Genomic DNA, 22,753 nt, shown 5'->3' on the forward strand with positions numbered 1-22,753 from the left:
CTCTTATTACAGTAAAATCATCTCGGTATAGGTTTAGGCCGACATTTCTAATATTGAACAAAGGATTGAATCCAATCAACCAATGGTAATCAAATACTCTTTACCATTCATAATCGGAATATCCCCCATTCATAATCTTTCAATTTGAACTCCTAGCTTCATACTAACTAAATGTTCCAGGCATTTTTCTGTTGAAACCCAGCTTTTTTCTTACTTTTTTTGTCTAATTATACTGAATAATCTAAATATGTTGAACTTAAACAAAAAATCATATACGATATCATATATGATTAATTAAAAAATCAAGGGGTGAGTGCCATGGCAAAAGCAAGAGTTAAACTCCAAAAGTCAGATTACTCAGAAGAAGTGGAAATACTGTCGAACCGCTATATATTAATGAACGGTGTTAAGTATGAGGTATCACGAATCAAGTTGGATAACCCTATTTCCGGAACGGTATATGGAACATTATTAAACTATAAAGGATCATTGGAAGCAATGAAGGGAAAGATCGACCATCCGCCTTATAATGAACCTCCTAAAGGGCCGATCCTTTATATTAAACCTAGAAACACGTTTTCTTCTTATTCAAATCCAGTTCCCCTTCCAACCGGCATACCTGAATTGGAAATCGGAGCCGCACTTGGAATAGTGATCAGTAAAACGGCGACAAGAGTCAAGAAAGAACATGCCTCGGATTATATAGAAGGTTTTACGATCGCCAATGATATTAGCATTCCTCATGAAAGCGTTTTCCGTCCTGCTATCCGCCATAAAGCCCGTGATGGATTTTGCCCGATCGGTCCATGGGTCGTATCCAAGGAATCCATCTCCAACCCCGATTCTTTAGGACTTCGTGTATATATTAATGGAGAGCTAAGGCAAGAAAATTCAACTTCAAATCTAATTCGCTCCATCCCCCGGCTTATTGAGGATGTAACGGACTTCATGACCTTGAGTACGGGTGACGTCCTTCTAGTTGGAGTTCCTGAGAATGCACCACTGGCCAAAGCCAATGATCAAGTCAGGATAGAAATAGACGAAATCGGTCATTTGGAAAATACGATCATTTCCGAGGAAAAATTATCACTGGAGGGGATTTTATGAAGAGAGCACGTGTAGCCTATGCAGGTGCCATACATCCAGCAAGTGAATATCATGGCCAGCTCCAATTGGCGGATGGCCGGCTTGTCAATGAGCAGGACGTTGTCTGGCTTCCCCCTGTGGAACCACGAACTGTCTTCGCGCTTGGCTTGAATTATGCAGACCATGCGAAGGAGCTAGCTTTTAAAGCCCCGGAAGAACCCCTTGCATTCTTAAAAGGTCCTAATACATTCATTGGCCACCGGGGACAGACAAGGCGGCCTGCTGATGCAGCTTATATGCATTATGAATGTGAACTGGCAGTGGTCATCGGTAAAAAGGCGAAGAACATAAAAAAGGAAGAAGCCTTTAATTATGTAAGTGGATATACGATTGCAAATGATTATGCAATACGGGATTATCTGGAGAACTACTACCGGCCAAATTTAAAGGTCAAAAATCGCGATACCTGCACCCCCATTGGTCCCTGGCTCGTCGATGCCGAAGATATTCCAGATCCTTCGAATCTTGCCATCAAAACTTACGTCAACGGAAAATTGACTCAGCAAGGCAACACGAAAGACATGATTTTCGGCATTGCTGATTTAATTGAATATTTCAGCAGCTTCATGACATTGAGTCCAAACGATATCATATTGACAGGCACACCTGAAGGCTTGGCGGATACTGCTGTAGGCGATGAAATCATCACTGAAATTGAAGGTATCGGAAAACTCGTTAGCACAATAGTCGGGGACGATGCATTCACTGAAATCGGGGATCGGCCTCATCTGAATATCCACAAATAATGGAAGGGACTGATCATATGCCTCATATAATTATTGAATATACGGATAATATCAAAGATGAAATCCAGATTGACGGCTTATTAAGAAAGGTGAATGATGTACTGATATCCTATCCCTCCATCTTTCCCATTGGCGGGATTCGATCCCGGGCCATCGAATTGAAGCATTATCGTGTTGCCGATGGTACAGAGGATGATGCCTTTGTTCATGCCATACTAAAAATTGGCGCTGGACGCCAGGACAGTGATAAAACAAAAGTATGTGACCACCTTTTCAAAACGATGGAGTCCCATTTGGCATCCCTCTTTTCAAAAAGATATCTTGCCCTTTCCATGGAACTTACGGAATTCAGTGATTTTGGCACATATAAAAAGAATAATATCCATAATCGATATAATAAATGAACAATACTTCATATTTAAAGGCCTTCCACATCATCGGGAAGGCCTTTAAATTAATATGTTTCGCAAATGCTACCGGGCTCAGTTGATTTCTGCAAGGTTTTCAGTACGGTTCAAGAACTCCTTGACACGGTCCACATATTCCTGTTTATCATAGCCGTTATATAAAGCGCTAGCCATACGGACCGGATCCCCAAAAAAGAATCTTTCGTACAGCGTTTGCCTGGATCCAAATGAACTCATGCATACATCCCATGCGAGACGATACAATTTAACCCTGTCATAGGCTCCACCATTCGCAGCTTGAAGATATTTATCCAAATCCGGTCGAAGCTCCGAATTGAAATCGGCTTCATTTGGTATCGCCATTAAGCCACTAGCCCCAAGAAGCTGCATTATTTCACTGAATCTAGGGTAAATCTTCGGATAATAATTACGGGCAATGTTTAACGGTGTGAAATCGGGTGTCATCATTCCCCACTTATCCACTTTCGCGTTTGCCTCCGAAGCTGTTATGAAAGCCTTTACCGTTTCAAGCGCTATGATGACTTCCGAGATTTTTTCCTGAACATGCTGGTATTGCCCGATATTGATGGTTTCCACCATTAGTTGCAGAATCCCCAGAATGAACTCGGTTTTGGCGATATTCTTCGCTACCACCTGATGGGTCATATGAACAACCGCATTGCTTTCATTATAAGCCTGGTTGCAAATGCCGACATCCCCATATGCAAATACCCGATTCCAAGGAACGACTACATCATCAAAAACGATAATCGTATCCATTTCCTCAAATCTTGAACCAAGAGGATGGTCAAAATGTGATTTGCCATAGTCGAATGATTCACGACAAATGAATTTCAACCCTGGTGTATTATTTGGTATGGAGAATGCGAATGCATAAGGGTTTTCTTCTTCCGATTGTTTAAGCAATGTTGAAGGGAATACCATGATTTCATCCGTTATTCCTCCTTGTGTAGCTAATAATCTAGCTCCCTTTATAATAAGCCCTTCTGAATTCTTGCCAGCAATCCGTGCAGCGATGTAAGGGTCCGGAAGCTTTGCGGCACTAACTCCCCTATTAACCTGGGGTTGAATCAGGGTATGTGTCAACGACAAATCCTTTTCCCTGCAGAGCTCATAATAATCTTTCATATTTTTAGCAAATGCCGAATCCTGAGTGCCGAACATATCAGCTGCTGTACCGTACGCCATCATCCCACTGTTGATATAGTCAGGGGAACGTCCCATCATTCCATTATTATGCCTTGCCCATTCTTGAATCATTTTCCTCCTTTTTTCAAGGTCTTCCTTAGTCCGCGGCTGCATGAATGAGGTCCCTACTCTTTCGTTTGAAGTTGGTGAAATATAAGTCATGATGTCAGTTTTCGCGGAATCATGCTGCAAATCATATAATTCGGCCTGTGATTTCATGACCCCTTTAAAAGCTGGGTGTTGACTGATCTTATTTTTTACTTGCTCTCCATTGATCCATACATTCGCCTTTGCTTTGTCTACCCTCTCGATATATTCTTTACCTGTTTTAGCCGGCATGCTTACATCCCCCTTTAGTATTAATTTAATGAAGCGCTTACAATTTAATAAATTCCAAAAATTGAATTAATTCCTATAACAAAATATACCATGTGTTATGATATATATATAATACTTAAAAAATTCAATATGTATATGTAAATCATATGTATGAGGTGTGTATAATGGACATCCGGCAGTTAAAGTATTTTGTGACAATCGTTCAGGAAGAACAAGTAACCAAAGCCGCAAAAAAATTACATATGGCTCAACCGCCCCTTAGCCAGCAACTTAAATTAATGGAAATGGAAATCGGTGAAAAACTTTTCGATCGGAATGGAAAGAAACTTGAACTCACTGAAACTGGCAAGGTCCTTTATAAAAAAGCTGAAGCTCTATTAATCCAGTTCGAAGAATCTCTACTGGAAGTGAAGGAAGTCAATAAAGGGGTAAAGGGCACTCTTTCCATAGGGTCAGTAAAAACTTGCTTTTCTTACATTCCGCAAAGGATGAGAACCTTTAGGGTTAAATATCCTGACATTCGTTTCAAGTTAATGGAAGGTGATACGTTCCGTTTGACAGAAGGCCTAATAAACAGGGAAATCGAGTTGGCCATTGTAAGGCTTCCTATTAACGGTAAGCAATTCTCATCGATTAACCTTCCGCCGGAAGATTTTGTGCTTGTCACCCCAAAAGATTGGGAAATCCCAGACTCGATTGAATTCAAACAAATTAAGGAATATCCCCTCTTATTGCTGCATAGGGTTAGCGGTCAAGGTACTTACGAACTGATAGTGGATGAATGCCTAAGACATGGATTTGACCCTACGATTGTATGTGAATGTCCTGATGCTGCCATGATCTTATCCTTAGTGAAGGAAGGAGTAGGCGCTACCATCATGCCACGTACCACGTCCAAATCGTTTTCAACCCAGGGGATAAAAATAGTCGAATTGATAGATTGTGTAGTACAATCGGAAGCCGCCCTTATTTGGCTCGAAGAACGCTATCTTTCCAAAGGAGCCGTCAAATTCTTAGAAACATTTTCTGAAGGAATGCCCAGTTATCCCTGAATATTAGTGCACCTGTACCTCTTACTAGTAATCCTTGTATTTGTTCGAATTTCTTTATCCTTGAAAAGAGAAAAAGCAACCTATCATTTGATGGCCGCTTTTTCAAATCCATTCACAATTGCGTTGGACCGCGCTTTATTAATAGGCATGCCTTTACATCATTTAATGTCGCAAAACCCCCTTAACATCATGACCGGTATTGGACTTTACCAGGATTTCATTATAATTGTCTTTTGCAACCGTTTTCGGACCGGTCCTGCGATTACCGATCAAGGCACCTAAATAGCAGGCGATGAATCCAAGCGGAATGGAAACGATTCCTGGTGAATTCAAAGGGAAAATCGGTTCACCTGTCATTATGGATGCTCCGGGGACCGGGTTCCAGACATTTGGACTGAGGGCCACGAGCAAAAGTGTTCCAAAAAGACCTGTCATCATACCGACTATCGCTCCAGTTTTATTGAATTTTTTCCAATAGATCGTAAGAAGGATTACTGGCAAATTCGAACTGGCGGCCAATGTAAAGGCGATGGATGCCAGAAACGCTACATTGAATTCCTGCAGACCTAATGATAAAACAATCGCAAGTGCAGTCACACCAATAGAAGCCCATCTAGCCATCGTCATTTGCTGTTTTTCCGTCGCTTTTCCATCTTTTAATATTTCATTATAAAAATCATGTGAAAATGCCGTAGCACCTGTTAAAACGATTCCTGCAACTACTGCGAGTATCGTTGCGAAGGAAACGGCCGCAATAAATGCGAATAAGATGTCCCCGCCAACAAGTTGGGCCAATAAAGGTGCAGCCATGTTACCTGCTGGATTAGCGGCCATGATATTCGATGTTCCGACCAACTTAGCAGCGCCGAATCCGAGAAAAATGACCATGATATGAAATGCACCCATAATCCACATCACCCAAACAACCGACTTTCTTGCCACTCGTGCATTCGGGACAGTCAAAAAACGTATTAAAATGTGAGGCAGACCTGCTGTTCCCAGAATCAGGCCCAGTGACAAGGATGCTGCATCCCACCCACTGGCATACTTAATTCCTGCCTTCAGGTAATCAGCTCCCATCGGTGTCGCTGTTTTCATATCCGTGAAAATTCCGATGAAACTAAAATTCAACTTCCACATGACGATCATGAATAATATAAACACTCCGCCTATCAGCAGGATGGCTTTAATGATCTGCACCCAGCTCGTCGCCGTCATTCCCCCGAATAGAACAAATACCAGCATTACAATACCTACGATGATGACAGAGGTATTATACGGGATGTCCAAAAGCAATTTAAATAAAGCGCCTGCAGCAACAAGTTGCCCCAGCATGTACATGACTGAAATCACCAGGGTATTAAAAGCGGTCACTCCCCGGACCTGTTTATATTTAAACCTTGTAGTCACCATATCAGCCAATGTGTATTTCCCTAAGTTCCTTAATGGCTCAGCCACCAGGAATAACACGACAAGAAATGAAACAAGTGCTCCATACATCAGGAAAAATCCATCATATCCCGTTAAGGAAAATGCCCCTATCAACCCTAAAAACGTGGAAGCCGACATAAAATCCCCGGCCAATGCAAGTCCATTTTGCCTAGCGGTCAACCCGCCCCCAGCCGTATAAAAGGAGCCTGCCGTTTTAGTTTTTTTGGAAGCGAAATACGTGATGAAAAGCGTACCTAACGACATTAGCGCAAAGAGAATGATAACTGTCCAATTCATGTTTCAAAGCCCTTCTTTCTCGATGATTTCTTTTATTTGTTCATCGATTCTTTCAGATTTCCTTACATATATGCTGCAAACCCATACAGACATAACCGTAATGGAGACACCGTACGCCCACGCCCAGGTTATGTCCCCGATGAAAGGGTGATCCAGGATATCTGTGTAAAAAACTAAGAAGGGCAAAAGCAAGGAATATCCCATAAAGAAAATCGTAAAAGGGATGACGAACTTCTTTTTGTCGGAAAGCATATTCTGAAACTCTTTCGAGGCAACAATCTTTTCATAATCCACTAGATTGGTTTGTTCCGATTCATCAAGGTTTTTTTCCAGCCGAACCATCTCTACACACCTCTTCTGATATTTATTTTTACAAGGACGGTCCTGGTAGTGTTCCTCCAATGTCAGCCGCATTCTTCAATGGTACAGATCCCCCTCCATCCCAGAATACCTACAACCACATCTGCACAAAGAGGGTCTAAAGCCCATTCCCTAAGCTTTCCATACTCCTTTTGTGAAACCGATGAAACTTACAAATAGGGCAGCAGTAAGCTCCCACTGCTGCCCTGTCCCAGACCATATCTTTTAAAAGGTTTGCACTTTCACAATAGTCTTGGCTCGCCTATCCTTCATCTGTTTCGACTTCTTGATACATTACTTTTCCATTTGATATGAATCTCCTTTCCTTTCAAGGGAAGAGAATCATGGAAATGTAATTGCCAACTCCCTTGAAAGGATCCGTCCATTATTTGATGGGCTATTCCTTATCAAGCAGTCTTCCATCAACTTTTCACCAATTGCACAGGCGCCCTATTGAAAAGACTATGAGAGTCCACGTATGTTTTGCCTGAATATCCCATGTTCCATCCTAAATCCCGCTTCTTTTTATATGATGAATTCAGGCTTACTTTTTGCCAGGATCGGTTCTTTAAGAGGAACTTCTTCTCCTGATATTATATCAAGCACAGAAGATGCCTCATCAAACCATGAATCCGGAGCTTGGGCTCCCCAGAATGTCTGGCGTCTTGGATCATTCAAATCCCAATGAATCGGTTCGGTATCCGGGTCAGATGTTAAGTAATCCCCATTGTATAATTCAATCCTGTGACCATCCGGATCTCTTAAATATAGGAAGAATGCATTGGATAGGCCATGCCTTCCCGGGCCGCGTTCGATTGACTGTGCATATCCAAGAGATGCCAGTACATCACAGGCATGGATAAGTGCAAGCGGGTCCGGCAGAAAGAAGCCTACATGATGAAGTCTTGGACCGATACCGTTCATGAATGCCTGGTCATGGACCGTTTGCTTTCTATGTAGCCACGTTGCCCATAATTTGCCCGACTCATCCACAGTATCTTCCGAGCAGGCAAAACCTAATTCTTTCATATAAAAGTCAGAGGCTTTTTGCACATTTGGCACACAACAATTCACATGATCGATTCTTTGGACCCTCGAACCCCTATGCATATCATATCGTTGCAGCAATCTCTCGGCTTTATCCATTTTGTAAAAAAACTCCACTGGCAATCCTGAAATATCCTGAACTCGCAGTGACTTGCCTAGTGCATGCTGTGTTCCTTCCTGCATCCACTTCATTTTCATTCCCTTGGACAGGAAGAAAGATTCCAACCCTTCAAGGTCTTCCTCTTTTTCAACCTTGTATCCTATTGCCTCAACGCTTGGCTTTTCTGCCTTTTGCAAGATAAGCGAATGATGATGCGCTTCCTCTAAACCACGTAAATATATGTGGTCATTCGTTCTTTCCGTTTCAATAAAACCTAAAGCATCCACATAAAAGGCTCTTGATTTATCTAAATCTGTTACATTAAGTATCGTTCTCGCAACACGAATAATAGAAAAATTCATAGTATTTCTCCCCTTCTTTAATGAAACCCGGATTATTTTTCAGCAGAAGAAACGGCATTTTGTTTTACGTCGCCAAATTTCGGAATGTGATGTTCTCCAATTGCCACGTGGATAACTTGTGTTTCCGTATAGAATTCAAAGCTATAATGGCCGCCTTCACGTCCTACCCCACTATATTTCGACCCTCCAAAAGGAATCCGCAAATCCCTAACGTTTTGGGAATTCACCCAGACCATCCCACTATCGACAGCTTGAGCAAACCTATGTCCACGTTTCATATCATTGGTCCATACATAAGCAGCTAGCCCATACTTTACATCATTAGCCATTCTCAGTACTTCCTCTTCAGTCTTGAAAGGAATGACTGCCATGACAGGGCCAAAAATCTCTTCTTGTGCCACCGTCATATCATTTGTACAGTTCAAAAGAAGCGTCGGGGCAATATAATTCCCTTCCTTGAAAGCACTTGGTATGGCACCGCTTACAATTTCCGCCCCTTCATCCTTTGCTATATCCAGATATTGGGAGACATTATTAAAATGGTTACGATGGATCAGCGGTCCGATTTCCGTGTCTGGATCCATTGGATTTCCAATCTTGATATTATGAACACGTTCCTTCAATTCTGCCACGAACTGGTCTATTATCGATTCATGGACAAATAATCTGGAATTGGCTGTGCAGCGCTCCCCATTGAACGAATAGATTCCCCATACCACTGAATCCAGGGCCTTTTCTAAATCGGCATCTTCAAAAATGACTGCTGGTGATTTACCGCCGAGTTCCATGGAAAAACGTTTCATTGTATCTGCACCATTTTTAATGATTTCAGCGCCGGTTGTCGTTTCTCCGGTAAAGGATATCAATTGGACTTCAGGATGGGCAACCAAGGACGCCCCCGCTGTCTCCCCAAAACCGTGAACAATATTGAATACGCCTTTTGGCAGACCGGATTGATCAATGATTTGAGCTAATTTATTGGCAGTCAATGGAGACCACTCCGCTGGTTTAAGGACACATGTATTACCTGTAGCCAGGGCCGGGGCGATCTTCCAGGTTTCTAACATGAAAGGTGCATTCCAAGGAGTGATTAATCCTGCCACTCCTATCGGTTTATGAATCGTATAATTGATGAAAGTGTCATCCACTTGATATGACTCTCCTATCAGCCTGCTTTTCACCATTTCAGAATAAAAACGAAAATTCTCCGCTCCCCTTGCCGCTTGTTTTTTTGTCTGGCTAATCGGCAACCCTGTATCCAGTGATTCCAAAAAGGAGATTTCTTCGGCATTTTCTTCAATTAGATCAGCAATCCTATTGATGTACTTCAATCTTTCTTCCACTTTCATCGTTCTCCATGGGCCATTATCGAATGCAGCTCTTGCGGCGGCGACTGCTTGATCAATATCCTCTTTAAAGCCTTCTGCCACATTATTGATTGCTTGATTATTAAAAGGGCTTAGATTTTCAAATGTTTTTCCTGAGATACCATCCACAAATTGACCATTGACGTAATGCTTCACATCCTGCACGGGAAAAGTTTGCATGATAAATCCTCCTTTAAAAATTAATTCGGGAAGATGACAAAAATCGTTTGGATTTGTGCAATCTTCCCAATCTAGCTTTATGACTGGATTTTTTGGTCAATCAACCCGTATGATTGAAGGGTTTCACGCAGTTCTTTTTCCAATGTTTCCGAAGGCGGTCCCATAGGCGGCCTTAATGCCGGATTGATTTTCCCCATCATCCCCATCGCAGCTTTTAATGGTCCTGGATTGGTTTCTTTAAACAAAACATCATTCAATGGCATTAATTTGTAATGGAGGTCAAGCGCCTTATCTACATCACCCTCCACCCAAAGGTTATAAATGTCCGCCACTTCTTTAGGAGTGATATTTGCAGTAGCACTTATATGTCCTGCCCCTCCAATAGCCAACATTGGATAGCATAATAATTCAATGCCAGAATATAAGAGAAAATCCCTTCCGCAATTCAATAAGACACGGTTCACATGTTCGAAATCTTTATTAGATTCTTTTACACCAATAATATTTTCACAATCTTCAGCAAGACGTGCCAATGTCTTCACTTCTAAATTCGTCGCCGTTCTTCCGGGAATGTTATAAACGATCAGCGGGATATCAACAGCATTGGCTACGGTTTTAAAATGATTATAAAGTGCCTGTTGATTCGGTTTATTGTAATAAGGTACGATGACTAAAGCAGCATCCGCGCCCATTTCCTGTGCCCTTTTTGTCAAATGCAACGTTTCTTTCTGATTGACAGATCCGGTACCTGGTGCAACTGGAACACGGGCTTTTGCTGCTTTAATTGCCGTTTCCATCACTAATTCCCGTTCCTCAATAGTAAGTGAACTCGGCTCGCCTGTAGTCCCGCATACCGAAATTCCATGGGAACCGCTTTCAATATGCCAGTTTACTAGATTTTCAATGGCCTTTACATCAACTTCCATCTTGTCATCAAAGGGAGTGATAACGGGTGCGATGGATCCTCTTAAACGACTTTTGATTTCCTCGTACATTTTTTCTACCACCTTTTCATTAATTGAATATTCCGAATAATTTAAGTGAAAAAATCGGCTTTGCTTTTATCAATAATCAATCGACTATAATAAAACAAAGCCTGGGTCATCAAAGTGCCTGATCTTGATTAGTTTCCGCCCTCTGCTTGAAAGTGCTTATCGCATTCAGTTTATGCTTTCTCACCAATGATTCAATTTCTTCAAAAGATGCTTTTTCCTTTAGGAGCTGTATGATGCTTTCATGTTCGCGAATCGATTGGACTGCGCGTTGCGGCACCATGGTGAACATGGACTTTCTGACTCTATTCATTCTTTGTTGTGCCTGTTTAATTTCCTCTATTAAAAAGGAATTTCCGCACTTTTCATAAATTTCCGCATGGAAACATTCGTTTAATTTACCAAACAGCTCTAATTCAAAGTTATGGAGGGCTTTTTCCATTTCATTGTTTAAATTAATTAGATTTTCAAAATCATGATCATTCATGGTTAAAGAACTGAGTGCAGCTGCATATCCTTCAAGCAGAGATAAAACAGAAAGAGTTTCAATGTATTCGCTCTCATTTATGCTTGTAACCACCGCTCCACTATAAGGCTTATATTGAATAAGGCCGTCAGATTCCAGTTGCCTGATCGCTTCCCTGACAGGAATCGGACTTAAACTAAGTTCTTTTGCCGTTTGATCGATAATGATCCGCTGTCCAGAACCATATGTTCCATCCAAAATTAATTTACGAAGGTGCTCATAAGCTAGTTGTTTTTTGCTGGGGTTTTTGCTTTTCTCTTCCATATTTTCATCATATATGAAATCATATATGATTGCAATCGATTTTCGTTAAAAATCATATATGATTTTCCACATGCTTGTTTTGCATATATGAATGGCCTGTGCCTATGAATAATAGACTGAATGTATCTAGAAAATCCGGCAGCCCACGCAATGTCCCGCCTTCTTCACGTATCGAAATATTAATCCAACTAAAAAACCTGCAGACTCAGTCTGCAGGTTTTTAATAAATTAGGCCATTTTTGAATTAACGAATGAATGTATTCTTTCAACGGCCGCTTCCAGCAGCTCCAGTGAAGTTGCATAAGAGAGTCTGATGTTATCAGGTGCACCGAACCCTGAACCTGGAATAACAGCCACTTGAGCTTCTTCAAGCAACGCAGTCGTAAAATCTTCGACATTGCTATACCCTGTTAATTCAACTGCACGTTTAACGTTCGGGAATAAATAAAATGCCCCTTGTGGTTTAATGCAGCTTACGCCTGGAATTTCAACCAATTTATCATAGATTTTATTCAAACGGCTTTCAAATGCTTGACGCATTTCCTCAACAGGCTCCTGTGTACCTTCATAAGCCGCAATCGCACCATATTGAGCGGTTGTCGTTGGGTTGGATGTGCTATGGCTAGCAAGGTTCGCCATTGCTTTAATGATGGACTCATCACCGGCTGCATAACCTATTCTCCAGCCAGTCATCGAGTGCGATTTAGAAACACCATTGATGATGATCGTTTGCTTTTTCAATTCAGGTGAAATCTCTGCAATGGATGTATGTTTAGCATTTCCATAAACCAATTTTTCGTAAATTTCGTCGGAAACGATCAAGATATCATGAGCCAGGCAAACTTCCCCGATAGCCGCCAATTCTTCCCTGGAATAAAGCATGCCCGTTGGATTGCTTGGAGAGTTGATGATAACCGCTTTCGTTTTATCGGTAATTGCTTGTTCTAATTGTTCTTTCGTGATTTTATATTGATTTTCTTCCGTACCGACTATATAAACCGGCTTACCGTCAGCAAGCTTGATTTGCTCTGGATAGCTCACCCAATATGGTATCGGAACAATGACTTCATCTTCTTCATCCAGGATAGCTTGAAACAATGTGTACAGCGAGTGCTTTGCACCTGAGCCAACTGCGATTTCAGACGGTTTGTAATCCAAGCCCTGATCACGCTTCAATTTAGCCGCAATTGCTTCTTTTAACTTCGGCAGACCAGCGGATGGCGTGTATTTAGTTTGACCTTCATTCATGGAAAGAAGTGCTGCATCGATGATATGTTTGGGCGTATTATAGTCTGGTTCACCTGCACCCAAACCAATTATATCTAAACCTTGGGCCTTAAGTTCCTTTGCTTTTGCCGTTATGGCCAATGTTGTTGATGGCGTTAATGACTGAACACGGTTCGCTAATTTCATTTTAAATTAATCCTCCATTCTAAATGCTTCGATAATACTTAAGCCATTCCCCAGTTTTAAAATCATAATAGTCATAATTAAAGCGCTCGGATTCATCAAGATACGTTACTTCCCAAAGCGGGACGTTCTTTTCCATGCCTAGCTTAACCGAAATGATTTTTTGGGGATTAAGCTTTTCTTTGACAATGTTCATGATTTCTTTTTTTGATTTACCATCTTTATAGTTTTCCACTACTATTTCTTTCTTCTTGTCCTCAGGAAGCCAGACTATTTTTTTAGTCCCTTTTTCCCCCTTACCAATGATGACAGAGTATGAATCCTGCCCATTATAGAGGTAGAATTCTTCCATGGTAACAAGGCCGCCCTCTTCCTTTGCCTTTTTAAAAGCCTCATTACCAGCCTCTTTTTTAGGCTGCAACGCTTTAATATATGCCCCGCTGACAAATCCGATAAAACAAAGGACTAGGATAGAAGCAATAATCAACCATTTTTTCAAAGCTGCTTTTCCTTCTTTCTATGTACGATAAATTGTAAATATCGCTTTTTCTTGATCTTGGGAATCCAATGCCAGACCGAACATCAAATCATCTTTTTTCAATGTTCGGTTCAAGGAATCCACAATTTTATACAGATCAGGAGAATGTTGCAACCTGACTGTTGAAATTACTTCGATTTTACTTTCCATGAAAATGCCCCTCCATTTTAATAAATTGTCAACAACCACTGGTATGAATAGGATTTGAAGGCTTTACCACCTATCACATTATACCAGTTCAGTGGTTATTTTTCTTTAAAAATTATAAAAATTCCTGGATTAATGAATTATCAAGATCCTTTAAATCCACTCTTCTATCATTTCAGCCATTTCTGAAATAGTGCCTTGGTGCCAGTCCACTTTCGGAATCGCCTTTTGAAATTCAGTTCCATATTTAGCCGTGATGATGCGGCGATCAAGTATAACCAAAATCCCTTTATCTTCTGGAGTGCGTATAAGCCTGCCGAAACCTTGTCGGAACCTTAATAGGGCTTCGGGTAATGAATACTCAGAGAATGGATTGCGCCCCTGCTTCTCGAGAAGTTGGCATTTTGCCGCTGTCACTGGTTCATCCGGTGGCGAAAAAGGCAGCCTGACAATGATTAAACAAGATAAATCCTCGCCAGGGATATCGACGCCCTCCCATAGGCTTGTTGTCCCAAACAGGACCGCTTTCTCGAAGTTTTGGAAATTCCTGAGCAGCCTCATCCGGCTTCCGCCAGAAATCCCTTGTGCAAACAGGGTGAACTCATCCAGAACACCACAATCTTTGACCGAATGATAGGTTGCGCGCAGCATTTCATGCGAGGTGAATAATACCATCATTCTCCCTTTCGCTGCCTGAGCGGCAGCAATAATATGGTTTGCCGCGGTTTCGGAGAATTCCTCCACCGATAAACAATTGATATCTGGTAGATCATTTGGAACCAGTACCTTTACGAGTTTCTTATAAGGAAAGGGTGATGGAAAACTTGCTGTCTGCATAGGCTCATTCTCTAATCCGAGTTGTTCCTTAAAATACTTAAAAGAATCCTTCACCACAAGGGTTGCCGATGTCATGATCACACTTTTTTGGCGCCCGAAATAGGAATCCCATAGCCGTTTACTGCCTGCAATCGGCTGAACCGTCAAAGTCACCCCATGCTGAGGTGCTGCATTCGTATAATCAAGCCAATAAATATTTTCTTCATGAGGCTTGATGAAAAACTCATGCAAGGAGTCCCTGGTATCCTGTAAATGTCCAAGCAGCACCTCGATATCATTTAAGTGAAATAATGAATTTTTCCCTAATGGGGACTCATTATTCAATAAAAGGGCCAATCTTTTCTCTAACTCCGTGATGATGTATCCTAATAAATCCACCAACCGCTCAGCGACAAGAATCGCTTTTCCCCATCTTCCGTCATCTATTTTGAATGAAAGCCGTTTTGGACTTACAGAACGTGAAAGTTTTTCCGCCTGATTGGAAAGGTAATAAAAAAGCTGTTCGAATTCATACGAAAAATCACTAAGCTTTTGATCCAATTTATGTGAAGATCTCCCGTCCGTCAGTCCGTTATTCAAAAGCATCCTGTCCAATTTATATAATAATTGCTTTTGATCCGATGTCCCTAGTCTGTTCAAAATCGTTTTCACAGAAATGTAATTAAGCCTGCTCCCAAGCTGTTTGGATGCAGCCTGTTCCAAATGGTGTGCTTCATCGAGAACCAAATACCCTTTTTTGGGAATCAAGGCGTCTTCCGTAAGAAGATCCGTCATTAAAAATGAATGGTTAGTAATGATGATATCCGCCTTTGCAGCTGTTTTTTTTGCCCGTTCAAAAAAATCCAATTCAAGCCAGGGCTGTTTTAAACCGGCGTATGTAAGACCATCACTTTGAAGCCTATTCCAAAATAGCTGACCGCCGCTTGTAAGGTTCAATTCATCTTTATCACCTGTTACGGTCTCAGTAAGCCAAACCAATATCTGCATTTTCGTTAAGGCCGTTTCATAATTATCTTCCTTTTCACGCAAAGCCCTTTCGAACTTTGCCAAGCTCAAATAATTGCTTCTCCCCTTCAGTAAAACAGCTTGAAAGGTAAAAGGAAGGATTTTCTTAAGCTTAGGAACCTCGTTTTGAAGTAGTTGGTCCTGCAACTGAAGCGTATACGTCGAAACGACGACAGGTTTTTGATGTTTTTTTGCAAAATAAACGGCCGGAAGCAGATAACCTATCGATTTACCAATACCGGTTCCAGCTTCAATGATTGCATCCTGGCTGGTTTCGAAAGAATTGTGAATCAGGTTCATCATATCAAGTTGTCCGCTTCTTGCTTCGAATGCAGGGAATGCACTTTGGAGCATGGCTACTTTTTCCTCATTGTCGAGCGGGAATTTAGACCCCGTGTCTTTATGATCACCTTCATGTTCAGCCTTTTTAAAGGCAAGGCCTCTATAAGTGATTAGATCAGGTGAATGGACTTCTGCTTTAGCAAGTTTGCTTGCAATGCAAGCATCTATTAATTCGGAAACCTCACTTTGTAAGGAATAAGATAATCGATACAGCTGTTTAAGTGTCATGACTGGAAGATTCATCAGCTTTTTTTTCAATTCCAACAATAATAAAGCGGTGGCATATGCATCACTATCCGCTTGATGGGGCCTGGAATGATCTAGGTTTTCTTCTTTAGCCAGCTGGTGCAGCTTATATCCATCGGATGTTGGTTTTAATATTTTCGCTAACTCCACTGTATCAAGGGTGGAACCATAAAACGGCTCAAACCCGCATCGCACTAGTTCTTCCTGTAAAAAAGATAAATCAAATAAAACATTATGGGCAACAAAACAAGCCCCTTCAATAAGCCGGGCAATATTTTCTGCAACATCTTCAAAGTCAGGTGCATTTTTTACCGTCTCGTTGCTTATTCCGGTCAATTCTTCAATAAACAAGGAAATTTCCTGTCCAGGGTGGATGAATGTCGAGTATTCATCCACGATTTGGTCATTTTCGATGACCACTCCAGCAAATTGAATAATCCTATCTCCTTTTTTCGGAGAATTCCCTGTTGTTTCCAAATCGACCACTACATATCGTTGCATCATGAATTGTACACCTCAAACTTCGCTTTCTCCACTTCCTGATGGAATTCTCTTATCTTTTTTATACCATAATAATCGTAATAAAGGAAACAAGCCGTTCATCAAAAGACGAAAAGGGCCGGCACCTATATGCATGTTTCATGCACATGTGCCGGCCCTCCGCTTACATGATTGTAGCGGCAGGTTCGTTTGAAATTAAATCAATGATTTTATTGTATTCATCCATGATCGCAACTTTTGGTTTGTGATCTCCCAGTTTATCCTCAGAAACCATCACATAAGAAATGATTATCACGATATCATCCGGCTGCACCAGTCTAGCTGCCGCTCCATTCAAACACACGACACCGCTACCCCGTTCACCCGCAATCACATACGTTTCAAGCCTTGCACCATTATTATTATTCACGATGGCGACTTTCTCATTAGGCAAAATCCCCACCGCATCTATTATATCTTCATCAATCGTAATGCTGCCTACATAATTCAAATTAGCTTCAGTTACCCGTGCACGGTGGATTTTTCCATTCATCATCGTTCGAAACATCTCAATTCCCCCTGATCTTATGATTTATTCTATATATAAGGTGATATTATCAATTAGTCTTGCATGCTTGAACTTTACAGCCATTGCAATGATGATGTTTCCTGCCAGTGATTCAAGCGGTTTAAGTTCCGGGTATTGATAGACTTCAATATAGTCAATCACGCCACTTGTTTGGGCAGTAATATGTTCACTAATTAGAGCCGTGACGGTAGCTGCATTTCTTTCACCTGATTCAACCGCCTCTTTGGCCTTCAATAAACTTTGGTACAGCTCTTTAGCCTCCATGCGTTCTTGATCTGATAGGTTCACATTCCGCGAACTCTTCGCTAACCCATCTTCCTCGCGTACGGTATCTACAGCAACAAGCTGGATAGGGAAATTGAAGTCTTTGATCAGTCCATCTATCACGGCGACTTGCTGGGCATCCTTCTTACCAAAGTAAGCTCTATCGGGAAGGATGATATTGAAGAATTTCGTTAAGACTGTCGCTACACCATCAAAGTGTCCAGGCCTTTGTCTCCCGCATAAAACATCCGTCCTGCTTTGGACAACAACTTTCACAGATGGTCCTTCACCGTACATTTCATGGACTGTTGGATAGAAGAGATAATCCACTCCGCCATTGGCTGCGACATTTTCATCCCGTTCCAAATCCCGCGGATATGTTTCAAAATCCTCATTCGGTCCAAACTGCATCGGATTAACAAAAATACTCAATACCACAATATCATTCTCTTTGCGGGCCTTTTCCAAAAGGGTTGCATGCCCCTCATGCAAAAACCCCATTGTCGCTACATAGCCAACGCTTTTGTGATTGTTTTTTTCCTCTCTAAGTGCCAATTGCAAATCAGCTGCTGATGTAAAAGTTTTCATCTTTTTCCTCCGTAAAGTTCAGAAAGCTGCTCTTCCTTCATCGTGAATGTATGTTCTTCCGACGGAAAATCTTTAGATTTCACTTCATTCACAAAGCTTTTAATCGATTGTCCAATCAGTTCATTTGCATCTCCATAAACTTTTACGAATTTCGCTAGCCGGTCTACCCCATACTTGATGACATCATGGTAAACGAGGACTTGACCATCCGTTTCTGCACCTGCTCCAATTCCAATGGTTGGAATTTCGAGGTTCCGTGTGACGAGTTCCCCCACTTGATATGGAACACATTCAAAAACTACTAGCATCGCCCCTGCCGCTTCACACTTTCTCGCATCTTCCAAGAGTTGTGCTGCACTTTCTGCATCTTTTCCTTGCACTTTATATCCGCCCAGAACACCGACGGATTGAGGAGTCAAGCCAAGATGGGCTACAACCGGGATCCCTGCCTTTGTCAATGCTGATATTTTTTCAACAACATCAGCCGCTCCCTCGAGCTTAACGGCGTCCGCATGACCTTCCTGCATGATCCGGGCTGCATTCTTCAGTGTTTCATCCATAGATAGGTGATAGCTCATAAAGGGCATATCCGTCACGACAAATGTATTCGGTGCCCCGCGTTTTACTGCCTTTGTATGATGGATCATGTCATTAACCGTAACTGGAATCGTTGAGTCATACCCCAATACGACCATTCCTAAAGAATCACCGACTAAAATCATGTCTACACCTGATTGTTCGGCTAACTTTGCTGACGGGTAATCATAAGCTGTGAGCATGACAATCTTCTCTTGATTTTGTTTCATCTTCAAAAAATCTCCGGACAATTTCATTACGTTTCCTCCTTTTAATGGAGGAGATGAAAACATCAGCGAAAACTGGTGTCTATACATTCATGCGCAAAAAAAGGACTGACTAAAAAAGTATCTGTTTCGCTACGAAAAATGGCATGAAAAGCCACAATTCGATCAATAAACAGCACTTAGCTTTTTAGTCAATCCCTTTGTTTCATCAGAAGTTTCATCCCTCCGTCCCAGTCCAGTTCTCTGGATCAAGGCAGATTTTCAAATAATTTGGTATTTATGGGGGTGCAGTTCACATGAGATACTGCCCACTTGCATTATATCAAGCAAATTTGAAATTTTCTATTTAATTTTCACGAATTTGACAAAAATCTACTGAATTTCAATATCAGCAGAATATATGGAATGTACGGTACCTTTTCCGTCTTCGAGAAGTAAAACGCCTGAATCCGTTATGCCCAATGCTTTTCCGACAATCATGTCATTAACGGTACTGGCTTTGATTACCTGTCCAAGACTGATCGCATAACTCTCCCATAAATCCTTTATAGGCATGAACCCTTGATCTAAATAGAGTTCGTACAGATTTTCAAGACGAAATAATGCTCGTTGAATGACCTTGGACCTTGAAATCGTCCCTCCACTTTCTATGAGTAGAGAGGACGCTTTTTCCTGCAGTTCTTCAGGAAAATCCTCCAATTGCTGATTGATATTCATTCCAATTCCGATAATGACGGAATGGATTCTATCTGACTCCGCCTGCATCTCCGTCAGGATGCCCACCACTTTCTTGCGATTCACCAAAATATCATTCGGCCACTTTATCTGCGGCTTCAAATCAGTGGTATCCTCTATAGCCTGAGCTACAGCGACCGCGGCCAATAATGTAAGTTGTGGCGCCTCATGAATCGGAATTTTCGGTCTTAGGATCAGACTCATCCATATCCCGCTGAATTTTGGGGAATGCCAAGATCTCATTAGCCTTCCTTTGCCGGATAACTGCTCCTCGGCAACGACGAGGGTTCCCTCCTGAACGCCTTCATTTGCTAGTTGATGCGCAATTTTTTGAGTGGATTCAACAGTTTCCTGATAATGGATCATCTTGCCGATCGTTTTTGTTTCCAAGCCAAGTTGTATTTCGCTCTCGGACACTTTTTCCGGCGCCGATATGATCCGGTAGCCTTTTTTCCTAACAGCTTCGACATTATATCCTTCACTGCGCAGATCTTCTATATGCTTCCAGACCGCTGTGCGCGAACAGCCAATGTATTCAGCAATTTCCTGACCGGATATAAACGCACCATCCGCTTTTGAGAGGGCTTCCATCAGCTTTGTTCTTAACTCAGATTGCATTTCACCAGCCACCTCTTAATTTCTTCTTTATCATTTCTTAATTCTTCATTCAAGACAGCTTTCAATATTTTTTCCAAGTATTCCTTGACCCATGGACCTGGCTTCTCTTGATGCCAAATCAATAAATCCGTCCCTGTGACGGCAAGATCCGACATTTGTTTTATAATAAGTTCATTGTAGCGTTGGTGTGCATTCTCTTCAGCATCCGATACATTCCCGGCATTCAGTGCAGCTCTGACTTTAGCAGCTTGTACCGTTATGCCATGACCTGCCTGAAATATATCGATGGCTGATGGTTCCTTACTCTTCACCAGCTTTATCGTACGTTGAACGTTTCTTATCGTTTTCAATGGCAGCTTCCATGCCCTCAAAGCCTCTTCGATTTCTTGATCCTTTGTGTGAATCATGATGATAGACCATGTTTCTGCCGCATTCAGTTGATGAAGCGGCAGGTTCAGTAAGTCCATCAGATGATCTTTTTTACTTGAGAACAGAGGCAGGTATTGATATAATCCGCTTTCCAGCAAGAGTGAGAAAGCCTTTATCTTATTGGAGCCGGCCGCTAGTTTCTCAAATTCAACCAGGATTCTTTCGACAGCGATTTCACTGATGTTCTGGGCGTTCTCTTTAAGGGAATCAAAGGTTTCTTGATCCAGTTCAAAATCAAGTTGACTGACGAACCTTAAAGCACGCATCATTCTCAATGCATCTTCATGAAACCTTTCATGCGGGTTACCAACTGTGATAATCCTTTTTTGTGCCAAATCGCGCTTACCATTAAATGGATCGATGATCTTTCCGGTCTTATCCATTGCTATTGCATTCATGGTAAAGTCTCTTCTTTGCAAATCTTCGGTCAAAGAACGGACAAACTTTACGGCATCGGGCCTGCGAAAGTCCGAATACCCGCTTTCCGTTCTAAACGTCGTAATTTCGTATGTACCCATATCCGTAATGACAAGCACTGTACCGTGGTCGATTCCGATATCAGCCGTATTAGGAAAAATCCTTTTGATTTCCTGGGGTGTTGCGGAAGTAGCGATGTCCACATCGTTTATTGTCCTGCCAAGGATATAATCCCTTACAGAGCCGCCAACGAAATAAGCCTCATATCCTGCTTCTTCAATCAATTCCAGAATGGGTACTGATTTCAAGAATAACCGATCCATCAGCGTCTCCTCCCTATTCCATGGATTTACCTTCAAGTGCTTGAATGTAGATGGCTTCATACTCTGACATAATCGTATCACTATGGAAATCAGTATTGGCCCTTTCCAGTGCAGCTTCAGAAAAGCGTTTATGTAAACTCGGGTCGCTTAAAAGTCCAACCGCTTTTTCAGCAACCATTTTGACATCTCCCAATTCACAAATATAACCAGTCTCACCATCAACGATGACTTCAGGTATTCCCCCGATATTCGTCCCGATACAAGGAACTCCGCATGCCATCGCCTCGAGCAGCACAAGTCCGAAACTCTCTTTTTCCGATAACAGGAATATCAAATCACTGATTGAATATAATTCCGCAAGGTTATCCTGCTTACCAAGGAACAAGACCGCATCATCGATTCCAAGATCTTTAGCCAATTTCAATACGGTTGTCACTTCCGGCCCATCTCCTACGAGCAGTAGCTTTGCAGGCAGTTTCTTTTGAGTTAAATAAAACGCCTGGATGACATCTTTCACTCGCTTGACCGAACGGAAATTCGAAACATGTATGATCACTTTTTCATCTTCCCTGATTCCGTATTCATCCTTAAGGTAATCTGAATCGGATTTATGGTACTCTCTTTCATCAATGAAATTATAAACGGTTTTGATTTCCTTATCCGGCGCGATTAATTCGTGCGTTTGCTGAACAAGGGAATTAGATACTCCTGTAACGACATCTGATTGCTCTATGCCGAATTTAATCAAATTGGTCAATGAGGGATCCTGGCCCAAAACGGTGATATCCGTACCATGCAGTGTCGTTACGATCTTTACTTCATTACCTGACATCTGCTTTGCAAGGATCGCACAAACAGCATGTGGAATTGCATAGTGAACGTGGAGGATATCTAATTTTTCCCGTTTTACGACATCCGCCATCTTGCTCGCAAGCGCCAAGTCATATGGCGGATATTGAAAGACTGAATATGAGTTCACTTCAACCTGGTGATAAAAAATATTACAGTACATCTTATTTAAGCGAAAAGGGATGCTTGAAGAAATGAAATGTATTTCATGTCCTTTTTCTGCAAGCATCTTACCTAATTCAGTTGCTACGACACCAGAACCCCCAACTGTCGGGTAACAGGTAATTCCAATTTTTAATTTCATAAGA

Annotated in this window: 21 protein-coding genes; 4 read left to right on the top strand and 17 right to left on the bottom strand. The window is 41.7% G+C overall.

The genetic code is table 11. The features are described from left to right. Nucleotides 1–318 precede the first annotated feature (318 nt). Genes OTG27_RS04895 through OTG27_RS04905 form a run of 3 tightly spaced genes read left to right on the top strand, consistent with a single transcriptional unit; the run spans nucleotide 319 to nucleotide 2,296 of the window. A complete protein-coding gene (locus tag OTG27_RS04895) occupies nucleotides 319–1,107 on the top strand; it encodes a fumarylacetoacetate hydrolase family protein (protein ID WP_268936381.1) in 789 nt (262 codons plus the stop codon). After that, nucleotides 1,104–1,892 carry a fumarylacetoacetate hydrolase family protein gene (locus OTG27_RS04900; protein WP_268936382.1) on the top strand — a complete coding sequence of 263 codons (789 nt, stop codon included), beginning with the start codon at nucleotides 1,104–1,106 and terminating at the stop codon, nucleotides 1,890–1,892. Before OTG27_RS04895 ends, OTG27_RS04900 begins: the two co-directional genes overlap by 4 nt. A gap of 17 nt (nucleotides 1,893–1,909) precedes the next feature. Further along, nucleotides 1,910–2,296: a 5-carboxymethyl-2-hydroxymuconate Delta-isomerase gene (locus tag OTG27_RS04905; protein WP_268936383.1), complete on the top strand. Its 387-nt coding sequence runs from the start codon at nucleotides 1,910–1,912 to the stop codon at nucleotides 2,294–2,296. 78 nt (nucleotides 2,297–2,374) lie between these two features. Here the strand turns inward: OTG27_RS04905 and hpaB are convergent, their stop codons facing one another. After that, a complete protein-coding gene (hpaB, locus tag OTG27_RS04910) occupies nucleotides 2,375–3,847 on the bottom strand; it encodes a 4-hydroxyphenylacetate 3-monooxygenase, oxygenase component (RefSeq protein WP_098865347.1) in 1,473 nt (490 codons plus the stop codon). A 164-nt stretch (nucleotides 3,848–4,011) separates the two neighbouring features. On the opposite strand from hpaB, the gene OTG27_RS04915 reads away from it, so the two are divergent. Continuing rightward, entirely contained in the window at nucleotides 4,012–4,899 is an 888-nt protein-coding gene (locus tag OTG27_RS04915; protein WP_268936384.1) for a LysR family transcriptional regulator, read from the top strand. Nucleotides 4,900–5,061: 162 nt separating this feature from the next. Here OTG27_RS04915 and OTG27_RS04920 read toward each other — a convergent pair whose 3' ends face one another. From OTG27_RS04920 to bshA, 16 genes are all read right to left on the bottom strand, one after another. Further along, the gene (locus tag OTG27_RS04920; RefSeq protein ID WP_098865346.1) at nucleotides 5,062–6,627 is read right to left on the bottom strand and encodes a solute symporter family protein; all 1,566 of its coding nucleotides are present in this window, start codon (nucleotides 6,625–6,627) and stop codon (nucleotides 5,062–5,064) included. Nucleotides 6,628–6,630: 3 nt separating this feature from the next. Continuing rightward, entirely contained in the window at nucleotides 6,631–6,969 is a 339-nt protein-coding gene (locus OTG27_RS04925; RefSeq protein ID WP_063575763.1) for a DUF485 domain-containing protein, read from the bottom strand. A 543-nt stretch (nucleotides 6,970–7,512) separates the two neighbouring features. Beyond that, a complete protein-coding gene (hpaD, locus tag OTG27_RS04930; protein ID WP_134782127.1) occupies nucleotides 7,513–8,496 on the bottom strand; it encodes a 3,4-dihydroxyphenylacetate 2,3-dioxygenase in 984 nt (327 codons plus the stop codon). A 32-nt stretch (nucleotides 8,497–8,528) separates the two neighbouring features. Beyond that, a complete protein-coding gene (gene hpaE / locus OTG27_RS04935; protein WP_268936385.1) occupies nucleotides 8,529–10,043 on the bottom strand; it encodes a 5-carboxymethyl-2-hydroxymuconate semialdehyde dehydrogenase in 1,515 nt (504 codons plus the stop codon). Nucleotides 10,044–10,120: 77 nt separating this feature from the next. Beyond that, nucleotides 10,121–11,038, bottom strand: coding sequence for a 2,4-dihydroxyhept-2-ene-1,7-dioic acid aldolase (hpaI, locus tag OTG27_RS04940; protein ID WP_268936386.1), 918 nt, complete (start codon nucleotides 11,036–11,038; stop codon nucleotides 10,121–10,123). A 109-nt stretch (nucleotides 11,039–11,147) separates the two neighbouring features. After that, nucleotides 11,148–11,825 carry a GntR family transcriptional regulator gene (locus OTG27_RS04945; protein ID WP_268936387.1) on the bottom strand — a complete coding sequence of 226 codons (678 nt, stop codon included), beginning with the start codon at nucleotides 11,823–11,825 and terminating at the stop codon, nucleotides 11,148–11,150. Between the two features lie 228 nt (nucleotides 11,826–12,053). After that, nucleotides 12,054–13,238, bottom strand: coding sequence for a pyridoxal phosphate-dependent aminotransferase (locus tag OTG27_RS04950; RefSeq protein ID WP_063575758.1), 1,185 nt, complete (start codon nucleotides 13,236–13,238; stop codon nucleotides 12,054–12,056). 19 nt (nucleotides 13,239–13,257) lie between these two features. Then, complete coding sequence (locus OTG27_RS04955) at nucleotides 13,258–13,734, bottom strand: cell wall elongation regulator TseB-like domain-containing protein (protein WP_034307930.1); 477 nt, start codon at nucleotides 13,732–13,734, stop codon at nucleotides 13,258–13,260. 18 nt (nucleotides 13,735–13,752) lie between these two features. Further along, nucleotides 13,753–13,923 (bottom strand): YpmA family protein, encoded by a 171-nt coding sequence (locus OTG27_RS04960; RefSeq protein ID WP_065310840.1) that lies wholly within the window; start codon nucleotides 13,921–13,923, stop codon nucleotides 13,753–13,755. A gap of 150 nt (nucleotides 13,924–14,073) precedes the next feature. Next, the gene (dinG, locus tag OTG27_RS04965; RefSeq protein WP_268936388.1) at nucleotides 14,074–16,854 is read right to left on the bottom strand and encodes an ATP-dependent DNA helicase DinG; all 2,781 of its coding nucleotides are present in this window, start codon (nucleotides 16,852–16,854) and stop codon (nucleotides 14,074–14,076) included. Nucleotides 16,855–17,014: 160 nt separating this feature from the next. Beyond that, a complete protein-coding gene (panD, locus tag OTG27_RS04970; protein WP_057276303.1) occupies nucleotides 17,015–17,398 on the bottom strand; it encodes an aspartate 1-decarboxylase in 384 nt (127 codons plus the stop codon). Between the two features lie 24 nt (nucleotides 17,399–17,422). Continuing rightward, on the bottom strand, nucleotides 17,423–18,271 hold the full coding sequence (gene panC / locus OTG27_RS04975) for a pantoate--beta-alanine ligase (RefSeq protein WP_268936389.1): 849 nt from the start codon (nucleotides 18,269–18,271) through the stop codon (nucleotides 17,423–17,425). After that, a complete protein-coding gene (gene panB, locus OTG27_RS04980; protein ID WP_268936390.1) occupies nucleotides 18,268–19,104 on the bottom strand; it encodes a 3-methyl-2-oxobutanoate hydroxymethyltransferase in 837 nt (278 codons plus the stop codon). The genes panC and panB overlap by 4 nt, the downstream gene beginning before the upstream one ends. A gap of 342 nt (nucleotides 19,105–19,446) precedes the next feature. After that, on the bottom strand, nucleotides 19,447–20,427 hold the full coding sequence (locus OTG27_RS04985) for a biotin--[acetyl-CoA-carboxylase] ligase (protein WP_034307941.1): 981 nt from the start codon (nucleotides 20,425–20,427) through the stop codon (nucleotides 19,447–19,449). Next, nucleotides 20,412–21,596, bottom strand: a complete 1,185-nt coding sequence (locus OTG27_RS04990) for a CCA tRNA nucleotidyltransferase (RefSeq protein WP_268936391.1) — start codon at nucleotides 21,594–21,596, stop codon at nucleotides 20,412–20,414. Before OTG27_RS04990 ends, OTG27_RS04985 begins: the two co-directional genes overlap by 16 nt. 13 nt (nucleotides 21,597–21,609) lie before the next feature. Beyond that, complete coding sequence (gene bshA / locus OTG27_RS04995; RefSeq protein WP_268936392.1) at nucleotides 21,610–22,749, bottom strand: N-acetyl-alpha-D-glucosaminyl L-malate synthase BshA; 1,140 nt, start codon at nucleotides 22,747–22,749, stop codon at nucleotides 21,610–21,612. Between the last annotated feature and the right edge of the window lie 4 nt (nucleotides 22,750–22,753).

This window comes from Peribacillus sp. AS_2, assembly GCF_026891895.1.
In the GTDB taxonomy this organism is placed as follows: Bacteria; Bacillota; Bacilli; order Bacillales; family DSM-1321; genus Peribacillus; species Peribacillus frigoritolerans.